Genomic DNA, 13,054 nt, shown 5'->3' on the forward strand with positions numbered 1-13,054 from the left:
CCTTCCGGATCAGTGGTGGTATTCGCCGCAGTTGACGTCGAGGCATTGACCGGTCACCGCGTACGCGAGGTCGGACGCGAGGAAGGTGACGGTGTCGGCGATCTGGTCGGGTTCGGGGAGTCTGCGCAGGTCGCAGTTCGCGGCGGTCGCCGTGTAGAGGGCGTCGACGGTGGTGCCCGTCTGCTCGGCGACCTCGGCGAAATGGCCGCGGAGCGTGTCGGCCCAGATGTAGCCGGGGGCGATGGAGTTGACGCGGACACCGAGGGGGCCGACCTCGCTCGACAAGGTCTGCGCCATCGACAGCAGGCCGCTCTTGGCGACCTTGTAGCTGCCGAAGGTCGGATCGGAGTGACGCAGCACCATGGAGTTGACCATCACGATGGAGCCCTGGGTCTGCGCCAGTGACGGCGTGCAGAGCTGACTCATCCGCAGTGAGCCCAGGACCGACAGTTCGAAGGCGTCGCGGATGTGCTGGAAATCGGTCTGGCTGAAGTCGACCATCGATGGCATCAGGTAGGCGTTGTTGACCAGGGTGTCGATGCGGCCGAATGCGGCGAGGGTCTGCTCGACGACGCCGCGCGCGTCGTTCTCCGACGTGAGGTCGGCCGGCACCGTGATCGCACGACGGCCGAGGTCGACCACTTCCTTGGCGACGTCGTCGAGATACGACTCGGTGCGGGAGACGAGCACTACGTCGGCACCGGCGGCGGCACCGCGGACGGCAATGGATCGGCCGAGGCCGCCGCCGACACCCGCGACGATCATCACTTTGTCCTGCAGGAGTCCCGTGGCCTGAACAGACCCGGACGGTTGGACGGTTGCGGTCATCTGCGTTCCTCTCAGCCCAGCATCCGGTTGCTGAAGCCGGCCTTGCGGTCGGCGATGCGCTCGGCGAACGCGTCCGGCGTGATCTGGTTGTCGGCGTAGTAGGGGAGCTTGCCGGGGACCTCGGAGATCTTGACGATCTCGCAGGTCGGGCCGTCGGCCTCGGTGAGCGGCCGGGAGAGCCGCTGCCAGCGGAACTGCAGGTATCCGCGGGCGTGACCGATGGTGTCGAGCCAGTTCACGATGCCGGGATTCTGCTCGCTCACGACGATCCGGATCATGCCGTCGGGATCGGTCTGCGACTGCGTGGTGTTGAGCGAGGTCTGCCGGTTGATGTAGTCGAGCGAGATGTACCAGAGGCTGCCGAGCTGCAGTCCCTGGTAGGGCGCGTCCGATTCGGGGACGGTGATGATCATCGCCTCGTCGGCGGCCAGGTCGTAGTGGCCCACCGAGGAGTACTGGGTGGTGAGGCCGCCGGGAGTGATGCGCGGCTCGGTGAGGGTGTTCACCGGCAGATTCAGGTAGAACCACTCGGGGAACTGCAGCCAGGTCTTGATGCGCATGATGAGGTCGCGGCCGGCCTTGTCGAAGTGTTTCTCGGCGCGCTCGGCGGTCAGTGCGGGGAGCGGCTGTCCCGCGGTGTCGAGCCGTTCGACGCGGATCTGGCCTCGTTGTTCGGTCCAGTCGCTGTACACCTCGCGAACCAGGAGCATCGTGGTGCCCTTCGGCAGCGGCAGGTACCCGGGGGCGGGCGTCGGATCCGGCCCGAGACGCAGTGTGAAGTTCCCGTCCTCGTCGATGTCGAGATCGCGGTCGTCGAACGCCGCGACGCTGGCGGGCACCTCCGAATCGGTGTGGCTGCCCGCAAGCAGCTGGAACGACAGGTCCGCGGTGGTGCCGCGCTTACCGACCACGAGGTACTCGGCGTCGTCGGAGATGTCGGTGTTGAAGTACATCGTGTCGGGGTTGTCGAGGCCCTGTTTGGTGAACGGCCCCGCGCCGTGGATGAAGAACGGTGCGGCGAGTTCGGTAGACCACTCGTTGTGCAGGACGGCCTGGATGCATGCGGCCAGGTACTGGTAGCCGTCGTGCAGGTCCTGCGGTGTGCGGATATGCGGTGCGGTCGAGATGAGCTTCTCGGCCTCGGCGAGGCTCGTCGCGAAATCGTCGGTCAGCAAGATGTGTTCCCTTCGGTGGTGAGCTGTTCGAGCTGTGATCGGAAGGTCCGAGTCGGGTCCTCGTCGGTCCGGGGAGCGACGCCGGTCAATCGATCGCCCTCGGTTCGCAACCACTCGCGGACGGCGAAGCGCTCGGCGATCGCCCAGCGGCCGTTCCGGCGTTCGAAGTGGTCGACGTAGCGGACGCCGGTCGTGAAGTTGGATCCGAGATCGCTCGAGTCCCGACCCCAGTGCGTCGCGGTGGCGTACGTTTCGCTCATGGCGTGATCGCCGAAGAGTTCGACTCGGTGGTTGCCGAGCGTGTGCATGGTGCCGCCGAGCTTGCCGAGGACCGGGCCGACCCACTCGATGAACTCCTCGACGGGGCCGTCGAATCCGGTGTGATGATCGACTGCGCCGGGGTGATAGACGGACCGGACGAGCTCCAGGTCCCGTCGGTCGATGCCGTGGCAGTACGCGGTGAGGGCGCGGTAGATCGCCGCTTCGTCGGTGAGTCGTCGGAGTTCGTCGTCGAGGGGCATGACCCGTCTTCCTGTATCCACCAGGGGACACGGTCGTTCCAAATATCGAATAGTGGCGTTCACTAGTGGAATGGAACGTAAGTCGACCATTCGATGTGTGGCAACGGTCACGTCCCACTCAGCGGGCCATGTCTAGACTGTTCGAATACTGGAACAGCTCAGTGGGAGGATTGCTGAATGACGACCGAGGTCTCGGCCGAGTCGACCGCGGGAAGTCCCGGCAGTAGCCGGATGTCGCCGCCGACCGCGCGGGTTGTCCGCATTCTCGACTTCCTGGCTTCGCGTCCGTCGGAACAGTTCTCACTCGCCGACCTCTCCCGGAACTGCGAGGTCAGTAAGCCGACCTGCCTCGGCATCGTCAGCGAGCTGTGCGGCGCCGGCTACGTGACCCGGAACAGCGCCGACAAGACCTACCGGCTGGGCGCGCGGATGATCGCACTCGGCGCGGCGGCGCAGCGTGGACGGACCGTCAGTCCCGCCGTCCGTGAGGAGCTGACGGCGCTGTCCGCTCGGTTCTCGGCGGTCTGTGCGTCGTCGGCGGTGATCGGCGATGAGATCGTGGTGACCGAGGTCGTCACCGCGCCCGGGCTCGAGTCGCCCGCACGCGTGGGACAGACCTTCCCGTATGCGCCGCCGGTCGGCATCCTCTATCTGATGTGGCAGTCGGACGCCGAGCTCGACCGATGGTTGACGCGGAAGTCGGTGCTGCCCGCCGAGGTCGATCGCGACCGTCTCGTCGAGGTGCTGGCGGTGGCGCGGTCGCGCGGGTACGTCGTCGAGCGTCTGAGCCGTGAGCAGATGCGGTTGCACGCCGTCCTCGCCGGTGCCAGCGCCCATGATCTGCCGCCCGACGTCCGGCAGCTGCTGGCGCAGATGGCGGCCGGGGTCGGGGAGGGGCTCTACTTCACCTCGTCGGGTCTGGACCTGTCCGACGGTGATCAGGTGAATCTGATCGCGGCCCCTACCTTCGACGTCAACGGGCGGCAGACCGCGGTCGTCACGATGTACGTCGACCGGACGACGGTGGTGGCCGATGCCGCCGAGCTCGGCGACGCCCTCGTGGCGTCGGCGCGACGCATCACCGAGTCGGTCGGCGGTCGTGATCCGTTTGTCTCACTGAGAGGGACACGCCGTTGAACTGTGTGTGATGCGGTTCATAGCGTGAGCGGGTCAGTTCAATATCCGTCTCACGTATTCGATATTTGGAACACGCATCGAGGCGGATCTCTGTGAGGAGACTCCGTGACAACCGCAACCGTTCCCGACTACGCGCTCTCGCACCTGCGCGCGCTGGAGGCCGAGGCCGTCCACATCTTCCGTGAAGTGGCGGCGACGATGGAGCAACCGGTGATGCTCTTCTCCGGCGGCAAGGACTCCGTCGTGATGCTGCACCTCGCGATGAAGGCCTTCTGGCCGGCGCCGATGCCGTTCCCGGTGATGCACGTCGACACCGGCCACAACTTCGACGAGGTGATCGAGTTCCGCGACGCGATGGTGGAGCGTTACGGCCTCCGGCTCGTGGTCGCGAGCGTGCAGGACGACATCGACGCCGGACGGGTCGTCGAGCAGACCGGGCCCGGCGCGTCACGCAACCGGCTGCAGACCACCACGCTGCTGCGCGGGATCACCGAGGGCGGATACGACGCCGCGTTCGGCGGTGCGCGCCGAGACGAGGAGAAGGCGCGCGCGAAGGAGCGGATCTTCAGCTTCCGCGATGAGTTCGGACAGTGGGATCCGAAGAGCCAGCGGCCCGAGCTCTGGAATCTGTACAACGGCAGACACCGCAAGGGCGAGCACATCCGCGTGTTCCCGATCAGCAACTGGACCGAGCTCGACATCTGGCAGTACATCGCCGACGAGGACATCGAGCTGCCGAGCATCTACTACGCGCACCGCCGCCAGGTGATCCCGCGCGACGGCATGCTGCTCGCCGACAACCGATTCCTGGAACGACTGCCCGGCGAGGAGTCGTACGAGGAACTCGTCCGATTCCGCACCGTCGGCGACGCCACGTGCACCGGTTGCGTCGAATCGGCGGCGACGACCGTCGACGACGTCATCGCGGAAGTCGCGGCCACCCGCGTCACCGAACGCGGCGCCACCCGCGCCGACGACCGGATCTCCGAGGCCGGAATGGAAGATCGTAAGAAAGAGGGCTACTTCTGATGTCGCAACTACTTCGCATCGCCACCGCGGGCAGCGTCGACGACGGGAAGTCGACCCTTATCGGCCGGCTGCTGTTCGACTCCAAGTCGATCTTCGAGGACCAGCTGGCCGCCGTCGAGCAGACCAGTATCGCGCGCGGCGGCGAGGGCGCCGATCTCGCTCTGCTGACGGACGGGCTGCGCGCCGAACGGGAACAGGGCATCACCATCGACGTCGCGCACCGCTACTTCGCCACTCCGAAGCGGAAGTTCATCATCGCCGACACGCCCGGCCACGCGCAGTACACCCGGAACATGGTCACCGGCGCGTCCACCGCGGATCTCGCGCTCATCCTGATCGACGCGCGGAACGGACTCGTCGAGCAGACGCGCAGGCACGCGTTCATCGCGAGTCTGCTGGGCATCCCGCATCTGGTGGTCTGTATCAACAAGATGGACCTCGTCGACTGGTCGAAGGATCGCTACGACGAGATCTGCGACGAGTTCAAGCAGTTCGCTGCCAAGCTCAACGTCGGCGATCTCTCCTTCGTCCCGGTGTCGGCGTTGCTGGGCGACAACGTGGTCGACAAGACCGGCAGCATGCCGTGGTACGAGGGCGGTTCGCTGCTGCACCATCTCGAAGAGGTGCACGTCGCGTCGGATCAGAACCTGATCGACGCGCGACTGCCGATCCAGTACGTCATTCGGCCGAAGTCGAGTCGGACGCGCGAACTCCACGACCACCGCGCCTACGCGGGCACCGTCGCGAGCGGCTCGTTCAAGAAGGGCGACGAGGTGGTCGTGCTGCCGTCCGGGTTCTCGACGCGGGTCAAGGCGGTGTGGGGGCCGGGCGGCCGGAAGCTGGACGAGGCGTTCGCCTCCGCGGCGGTGTCGGTGGAACTCGAGGACGACATCGACATCAGCCGCGGCGACATGCTGTGCCGCCCGCAGAACCGGGCCGACGTGGGCCATCGCGTGAACGCGCTGGTCTGCTGGTTCTCCGATCGTTCGCAGCTGCGCGATGGCGGCCGGTACATCGTGCGGCAGGCCACCCGTGAGACGAAAGCAGTGGTCAGCGAGCTGTCGTACCGGCTCGACGTGAACACCCTGCATCGGGACGAGAAGGCCCAGACGCTGGGACTGAACGAGATCGGCCGGCTCGCGCTGCGCACGCAGCAGCCGTTGCTGTTCGATCCCTACCGGACCAATCGCGTCACCGGCAGCTTCATCCTGATCGACGAGGTCACCAACGACACCGTCGCCGCCGGCATGATCACCGGCCCTGCCGTCGAGGAGTCCACGGTGGTGTGGCATGAGCCGACGGTACGCCGGTCGGATCGCGCCACTCGCGGACAGACGGTCTGGCTCACCGGGCTGTCGGGGTCGGGCAAGTCGACGGTCGCGGTGGAGGTCGAGCGCAGACTCGTCGCTTCGGGAACGCCCGCCTACCTGCTCGACGGCGACAATCTCCGCCTCGGACTGAACTCGGATCTCGGGTTCACCTCGACGGACCGCGCCGAGAACGTGCGCCGGGTCGGCGAGGTCGCGAAGATCCTCGCCGATGCCGGTGTGGTGGCCGTGGTGTCACTGATCAGCCCGTACCGCGCGGACCGCGATGCGGTGCGCGCCGTGCACGCGGACGCCGATCTCGGCTTCACCGAGGTCCACGTCGACACGCCCATCGACGTCTGCCGGTCACGCGATCCCAAGAAGCTGTACCAGCGCGCCGACGCGGGGGAGATCCACGGCTTCACCGGCGTGGACGACCCGTACGAGGTGCCGCTCGACCCTGAGTTGCGGCTCGCCGGAGCCGACGAGTCGCCCGGCGACCTCGCCGGTCGCATCGTCGACCACGTGCTGGCGGCGCGATGATCGCTTCCGGCCGCATCACCGGCCGGGCACGCGTGGTCGTCCTCGTGGTGATGGTCGCACTGGTGACGGAGATCGTCACCTTCGAGTACTCGCTCGTCGGTCCGGCGTTACCGGAGATCGGTGCAGCCTTCGGCACCGACCAGTCCGGTCTCGTGGTGACCGCGACGATGCTGATCGCGGGCATCTCCGCGCCGGTGCTGTCGAAACTCGCCGACATCCACGGGAAGAAGCGACTCCTGCTGTGCGGTGCGGGGAGTTTCATGGTCGGGTCTCTGATCTGCGCGCTGGCCCCGAACTTCCCGGCGCTGCTTCTCGGCCGTGGACTGCAGGGGGCGGCGGTGGTCGGCGTCGTGGTCAGCATCGGCCTGATGCGGGATCTCCTTCCGCCGAGTCAGGTGCCGATCGCGCTCGGTGCAATGGGCGTGGGCACCGGAACCGGCGCGGTCCTCGGACCACTGCTCGGTGGCTGGCTGATCGACTCGTACGGATTCCGGGCGTGCTTCTGGTTCCTGCTGGGATACATGGCGTTGGCAGCGCTGTTGGTCCTCGTCGTCGTGCCGGAGAGCCCGGTCCGGGCGTCGCATCGACTCGACGTACCGGGGGCGCTGCTCGTCGGGCTCGGGGTCGGCGCCGTGATCGTGGCGTCGGTTGAGCCGTCGGTGAGGTGGCCGGCCATCGCGTGCGCCGCGGTGCTGCTCGGTGCCTTCGTCGCCGTGGAGCGACGGACCGCGGAACCGCTCATCTCGCTGGATCTGCTCGCCACCCCCGCGATGCGGTCGCTGCTGATGCTCGGAGCCTGCGTCGGCGCGATCAACGCGGCCACCGGTGTGCTGTTTCCTCAGCTGTTGCGCATGCCGTTGACCGACGGTGGCCTCCTCTTCGATGCGGGCCAGTACGCCCTCTACTTCGGGCTCGCGCAGGGGCTGGTCGGTTGTGCGTGCGGCTTTGTGGGCGGCTGGCTGAGCAGGCGATATGCACCGCGCGCGGGCATGCTTCTGGCGATCTCGGCTCTGACGCTCGCAGTCGGTCTCAGCGCCGCCGGGCTCGTCGACTCGAGACCGGCGGTGGTTCTCGTCGGCGTGCTGATGGGCATCGGTACCGGAAGCTACTTCTCGTCGAGTGCGAATCTGGTGGTCGACTCCGTGCCGGCGAACGTGCAGAGCGTCAGCCAGTCGATGAAGAACACGACGGAGGCGATGTTCGGCGCCACCGTCTCAGCCGTCGTCGGGGCCGTCATCGCCTCGCACGTCGTGACCGGCGTCGCGGGCCGGGCCATCGACCCAGCCGGATTCACCGTGGCGTTCGTGCTGTGTGCGGTGATCGCTGTGGTCGGCCTCGCGATCACCGTCTTCATGCGAGCGGGTCGGGCTCCTGCGCGTGGCGGCTCGACCGCAGGCACTGCTGATGAGCCCACCGATGACGACCATCCGGTCGCCGTCTTTCCGACCGAGGTCCCGATGGGGACCGAGAAAGGCCTGACCAGTGACGACTGATTCTCCCAATGTCCAGATCGCTCGTGCCTATCTGGACTCCCTGCTGAGTCATCGCACCGACGACGTGCGTCTGGCACCCGATGCCAAGCGGTTCGAGAACGGCGAGGACTGCGGATGGTCACGCGAGGCGATCCTCGAGTCGCTGCGCACCGGCGAGCAGTACCTGCCGCTCCGCACCATTCGCGAGCTGCGGTTCGCCGAATGGGACGACAACGTCACCGCGCACTATCAGCTGGACCTGGATCTCGGCGGGGAGCGTCTCGCGACGTCGTCGATCGCCGAGCACTTCGTCGTCAGGGGCGGCGAGATCCACGCGATCACCGTCGTCTTCGAACCAGTGATGGGTTGAGTCGAGGGGATTGACGACATGACCGTGGGACATTGGGCGATCAGCAACCTGATCGCGATGTACGCCGAGCGCATCGACTCCGGCGACTTCGCAGGCGTCGGCGAGTTGTTCGCCGACGCGCGGATCACATCCGACGCGGGCAGCGAGGTGACGGGTGCAGACCAAGTGCGCGCCATGTACGAGAGGTGGACGCGCCGCTATCCGGACGATCGATATCCCGACACCGGGACTCCACGGACCAAGCACCTGACGACGAATCTGCGGATCGAGGTCGACGAGGCCGCGGGCGAGGGGACCTGTCATTCATACTTCACGGTGCTGCAGTCGACTCCGGAACTGCCGCTGCAGCCGATCATCACCGGCCGGTACCGCGACACGTTCCGCCGGGACGGCGACGTCTGGCGGTTCGCCTCGAGACATATGATCACCGATTATCTCGGTGACCTCAGCGGGCACCTGATGGAGAGTCTCACCGAGCAGTAGGTGTCGGCGCAGTAGGTGTCGGCGCAGTAGGTGTCGGCGACGGATTCCGAGTTCTCCACACTCGCCGGTCGACGGCGATGTCCGGCCTGCCGAATGTCGTGATGGTCGCGGATCCTTGGCCGCATGGGGGAACAAGAAGCAGGCGACCGCCGGGACCGGCGGCGGCTCATCGGCCGGATCGGCGAGGATCTCGCGGCGGAGTACGTCGCCGGCCTCGGCTGGCAGATTCTGGCGCGTAACTGGCGGACGCGGAACGGCGAACTCGATCTGATCGGCGCGGACGGCGACACGCTGGTGGTCGTGGAGGTGAAGACTCGGGCGAGTCGGACCTTCGCCGATCCACTCGGGGCGGTGACGCCGCAGAAGCTACGGCGGATGCGCCTGCTCGCGAGGCAATGGCTCGCACAGCAGGAGCGGTTCTGGGAGTCGATCCGGTTCGACGTGGTGTCGGTCCAGCTCGATGTCACCGACCCCGAGGATCTGGCACGCGCCACCTGGTGGCATCACGTCGGCGTCTGCGAGTAGCAGCGGTGTCCGGGCTGGGGAGAGTGCACTCGGTGGGTCTCAACGCCTTCGCCGCCGACGTGATCGAGATTCAGGCGAATATCAGCTCGGGCCTGCCCGGGGTCACCATCAGCGGCAACGTCGACGGCTCGTTGCGAGAGGCGAAAGAGCGGGTGCGGGCCGCGATCGCCAACAGTGACCTGCAGTTTCCGGCGACCAAGGTCACGATCGCGCTCGCTCCGGCGAGCCTGCCGAAGGTCGGGCCGGGCTTCGATCTGCCGATGGCGGTCGCCGTTCTCGTCGCGGCCAAGAAGGTCTCGACGGCCCGCCTCGACGGAACGGTAATGGTCGGTGAACTCGCCCTCGACGGACGGCTGCGCGCGGTCCGCGGCGTGCTGCCGCTGTTGTTGGCGGCGCGGGACGCCGGATTCGCGCGGGCGGTGGTACCGCTCGGCAACGTCGCCGAGGCCACATTGGTCTCGGGGGTGGCGGTCGGCGGAGCGAGTTCGCTGTCGGACGTGCTGAGCTGGATGGCGGGCGACCTGGTCCTCGACACGGTCGACGGCGACGCCGAGGAGACCGAGGCTCGCGCAGTCCCGGACATGGCCGACGTCGCCGGTCAGGCCGCGGCGCGCCGCGCACTCGAGATCGCGGCCGCCGGAGCCCATCACCTGCTGATGACCGGTCCGCCGGGAATCGGCAAGACGATGCTCGCCAGCCGATTGCCGGGCATTCTGCCGCCGCTCCGCATCGAGGAGTCGCTCGAAGTGACGGCGATCCACTCGATTGCGGGGACGCTGCCCGAGCACCATCCCCTCATCACGTCCCCACCGTTCGTGGCGCCGCACCACAGCGCGGGGATCACCGCACTGCTCGGCGGCGGATCGGGAATGGCGAGGCCGGGCTCGGTATCGCGCGCCCACCGCGGAGTGTTGTTCCTCGACGAATGCGCGGAGATGGGCGCGAAGGTGCTGGACTCTCTGCGTCAACCGCTCGAGGAGGGCGAGGTGCGGATCTCCCGCCGCGACGGGACCGCCGTGTACCCGGCCCGATTCCAGCTCGTGCTGGCGGCCAACCCGTGCCCGTGCGCGCCCGCACACGACGTCGACTGCGTCTGCACCTCGATCCAGCGCCGTCGCTACCTCGGCAAGCTGTCGGGACCGCTGATGGACCGGATCGATCTCCGAGTCCGGATGGAACCGCCGTCCGACGGCACGCTCATGACGGAACCGGGCGAGTCGACCGAGACGATGGCCGCTCGCGTCGCGGCCGCCCGGGCCGCGGCTCAGGAGCGCTGGCAGTCGGACGGATGGCTCACCAACTCGGAGGTTCCGGGCAGCGCTCTCCGGCAGCGCTACCGGCCGACAGCCGCCGGACTGCGGCGGATAGAACAGGCGCTGCGCTTGGGACGGATCACCGCGCGTGGTGCCGATCGCGCACTCCGGGTCGCCTGGAGTCTTGCGGATCTGCGTGGCGCCGACCGGCCCGACGAGGACGACGTCGTCGCGGCGCTCATGTACCGAGATCGAGGAGGGCATCTGTGAACGACGACGTGAGGCGGGCCTGGGCGTACCTGGCGGCGGTCGCCGAGCCGCCCTGCACACCGCTGATCGGTCTGGTCGACGATCTCGGCCCGGTCGAGGCGGCGAACGCGATCCGGTCCCGATCGGTGCCGAGCGCCCATCGAGGAGTCTTGCGGCACACCGAGGCTCGCGCTGCCACCGATACGTCCGGGCCGGATCTCGACACCTGTGATCGACTCGGCGCGCGGCTGGTGACCCGCGACGACCCGGACTGGCCTGCGTGGCAGCTGCTGTCGCTCGACCGTGCGTCGACCGCGGCGCGCGGAGGCGCGCCGCTGGCGCTCTGGGCCCGCGGGCCGGTACCGCTGCCTGCCGTCGCCGAGCGGTCGGTGGCGCTGGTGGGATCGCGCGCGGCGTCGTCGTACGGCGACTACGTCGCGGGGATGATGGCCGGTGACCTGGTCGCCGACGGGTGGACCGTGGTCTCCGGAGGAGCGTACGGAATCGACGGCGCCGCACACCGCAGCGCACTCGCCGCCGGTGGCCGGACGGCCGCTGTGCTCGCCTGCGGGATCGACCGGGACTATCCCGCGGGGCACGCACAGCTGCTGCGCGAGATCGGGGAGCGCGGTGCGGTGCTGACCGAGTATCCGCCCGGAACGACGGCGGCGAAGCACCGGTTTCTGACGCGCAACCGGTTGGTGGCGGCGTTGTCGTCTGCGGTGGTGGTCGTCGAAGCGGGGCGACGGTCGGGGGCGGCCAACACCGCGGCGTGGGCCAAGCGCATCGGACGTCCGCTGGGCGCGGTTCCCGGAGCGGTGACGAGTGCGACCTCGGTGGGTGCGAACGCGATGATCGCCGACGGGGACGCCGTCCTGGTGGTCGACGCCGCCGCGGCGGTCGCGCTCGCCGCGCCGGACGGCCATGACCTCAAACCGGAGTCCAGGAGCACCGCGATCGACGGGCTGCCCCGCGATCAGACGCTGGTGCTCGAGGCGCTGCCCGCCCGCGGCGGCCTCACCGTCGACGAGATCGCACTGGTCAGCGGCGTCCGGGTCGCGGACGTACTGCGCGCGCTGGCCGGTCTCGATCTGGCGGGACTGGTGGACGGTTCGCAGGGCACCTGGCAGCTGGTGCGGTGACGCGGCGGCGCCGACCACTGCCTGTTAGCCTGACCTAAGGAACGTATTCACGGCCCGACGAGGAGATCACGTGGCGAAGCGGCTGAACACCATGGCAGTGCTGCGGACTGAGCGTTTGACGCCGCACATGATTCGGGTCTGGTTGGGCGGCAACGGTTTCGACGACTTTCAGCCGGTCGGCGGCGATGGTACACCGGAGCGTCCCGACACCGACATGTACGTGAAGTTCGTCTTCGCCCCCGAGGGCGTCGTATACCCGCAGCCGCTGGACGTCGAGGCGATCCGCGAGAGCTTCCCGCCCGATCAACAGCCGGTGCTCCGCACCTACACCGTGCGCCGCTACGACCCGGTGGCCCGGGAGATCGCGGTCGACTTCGTGGTGCACGGCGACGAGGGCGTCGCCGGACCGTGGGCGCGCGACGTGCAGCCGGGGGAGACCATCAGCTTCCTCGGACCGGGAAGCGGCTACCGGCCTGATCCGGCGGCGCCATGGCACCTGCTGGTGTCCGACGAAGCCGGACTTCCCGCGCTCTCCGCCGCGCTGGAAGCGCTGCCCGACGACGCCGTGGCGAAGGTGTTCATCGAAGTCGCCGGACCGGAGGACGAACTCGTCCTGACCGCGCCCGCGGGCGCGGAGATCTCCTGGATTCATCGCGGTGCCGGGCCGAACGAGGCGCCGGAGAATGCCGCCGGGGACAACGCGCCGCTCATCGCGGCGGTCAGGGCCGCGGAGTGGCCGGACGGCGAGCCCCACGTGTTCATCCATGGCGAGGCCCAGGCCGTGATGAAGAACCTCCGCGGATACGTACGCAAGGAGCGCGGCGTGAGCGCGAAGCGTGCGTCGTCGATCTCGGGCTACTGGCGGCGCGGTCGTACCGAAGAGGGCTTCCGGCAGTGGAAGGCGGACCTCCGCAAGGCCGAGGCGGGCTAGGTCCGCGGTTCCTGGGTAGCGCACCCGGGGTACGGGCGACACGGGTTGCTTCCGGGGCATGGGGCCGGAGGAGCAGTCGGCCGGTGGCC

At 68.2% G+C, this 13,054-nt stretch carries 13 protein-coding genes; 10 read left to right on the forward strand and 3 right to left on the reverse strand.

Annotated elements, in window-relative coordinates:
• Window positions 1-9: 9 nt before the first annotated feature.
• From SCNU_RS08015 to SCNU_RS08025, 3 genes are read right to left on the reverse strand one after another with little or no spacing between them, the layout of a single operon-like run.
• Window positions 10-828 (reverse strand): SDR family oxidoreductase, encoded by an 819-nt coding sequence (locus SCNU_RS08015; protein ID WP_009678855.1) that lies wholly within the window; start codon window positions 826-828, stop codon window positions 10-12.
• 11 nt (window positions 829-839) lie between these two features.
• Entirely contained in the window at window positions 840-2,003 is a 1,164-nt protein-coding gene (locus SCNU_RS08020; RefSeq protein WP_009678856.1) for a hypothetical protein, read from the reverse strand.
• Window positions 1,997-2,524, reverse strand: coding sequence for a nuclear transport factor 2 family protein (locus tag SCNU_RS08025; RefSeq protein WP_009678857.1), 528 nt, complete (start codon window positions 2,522-2,524; stop codon window positions 1,997-1,999). Before SCNU_RS08025 ends, SCNU_RS08020 begins: the two co-directional genes overlap by 7 nt.
• A 177-nt stretch (window positions 2,525-2,701) precedes the next feature.
• Here SCNU_RS08025 and SCNU_RS08030 point away from each other — a divergent pair, with 177 nt between their 5' ends.
• From SCNU_RS08030 to SCNU_RS08075, 10 genes are all read left to right on the forward strand, one after another.
• Entirely contained in the window at window positions 2,702-3,661 is a 960-nt protein-coding gene (locus tag SCNU_RS08030; protein ID WP_009678858.1) for an IclR family transcriptional regulator, read from the forward strand.
• A 105-nt stretch (window positions 3,662-3,766) separates the two neighbouring features.
• A complete protein-coding gene (gene cysD / locus SCNU_RS08035; RefSeq protein ID WP_009678859.1) occupies window positions 3,767-4,690 on the forward strand; it encodes a sulfate adenylyltransferase subunit CysD in 924 nt (307 codons plus the stop codon).
• The gene (cysC, locus tag SCNU_RS08040) at window positions 4,690-6,540 is read left to right on the forward strand and encodes an adenylyl-sulfate kinase (RefSeq protein WP_009678860.1); all 1,851 of its coding nucleotides are present in this window, start codon (window positions 4,690-4,692) and stop codon (window positions 6,538-6,540) included. The genes cysD and cysC overlap by 1 nt, the downstream gene beginning before the upstream one ends.
• On the forward strand, window positions 6,537-8,033 hold the full coding sequence (locus SCNU_RS08045) for an MFS transporter (protein WP_009678861.1): 1,497 nt from the start codon (window positions 6,537-6,539) through the stop codon (window positions 8,031-8,033). The genes cysC and SCNU_RS08045 overlap by 4 nt, the downstream gene beginning before the upstream one ends.
• The gene (locus tag SCNU_RS08050) at window positions 8,023-8,382 is read left to right on the forward strand and encodes a DUF8021 domain-containing protein (protein ID WP_009678862.1); all 360 of its coding nucleotides are present in this window, start codon (window positions 8,023-8,025) and stop codon (window positions 8,380-8,382) included. Before SCNU_RS08045 ends, SCNU_RS08050 begins: the two co-directional genes overlap by 11 nt.
• Before the next feature lie 18 nt (window positions 8,383-8,400).
• On the forward strand, window positions 8,401-8,865 hold the full coding sequence (locus SCNU_RS08055; protein WP_009678863.1) for a nuclear transport factor 2 family protein: 465 nt from the start codon (window positions 8,401-8,403) through the stop codon (window positions 8,863-8,865).
• A 123-nt stretch (window positions 8,866-8,988) separates the two neighbouring features.
• The gene (locus tag SCNU_RS08060) at window positions 8,989-9,390 is read left to right on the forward strand and encodes a YraN family protein (protein ID WP_009678864.1); all 402 of its coding nucleotides are present in this window, start codon (window positions 8,989-8,991) and stop codon (window positions 9,388-9,390) included.
• Window positions 9,391-9,395: 5 nt separating this feature from the next.
• Complete coding sequence (locus SCNU_RS08065) at window positions 9,396-10,913, forward strand: YifB family Mg chelatase-like AAA ATPase (protein ID WP_175284088.1); 1,518 nt, start codon at window positions 9,396-9,398, stop codon at window positions 10,911-10,913.
• A complete protein-coding gene (gene dprA / locus SCNU_RS08070) occupies window positions 10,910-12,034 on the forward strand; it encodes a DNA-processing protein DprA (protein ID WP_009678866.1) in 1,125 nt (374 codons plus the stop codon). Before SCNU_RS08065 ends, dprA begins: the two co-directional genes overlap by 4 nt.
• Window positions 12,035-12,104: 70 nt before the next feature.
• Window positions 12,105-12,965 (forward strand): siderophore-interacting protein, encoded by an 861-nt coding sequence (locus tag SCNU_RS08075; RefSeq protein WP_009678867.1) that lies wholly within the window; start codon window positions 12,105-12,107, stop codon window positions 12,963-12,965.
• The last annotated feature ends 89 nt before the right edge of the window (window positions 12,966-13,054 follow it).

This window comes from Gordonia neofelifaecis NRRL B-59395 (assembly GCF_000192435.1).
Taxonomy (GTDB): Bacteria; Actinomycetota; Actinomycetes; order Mycobacteriales; family Mycobacteriaceae; genus Gordonia; species Gordonia neofelifaecis.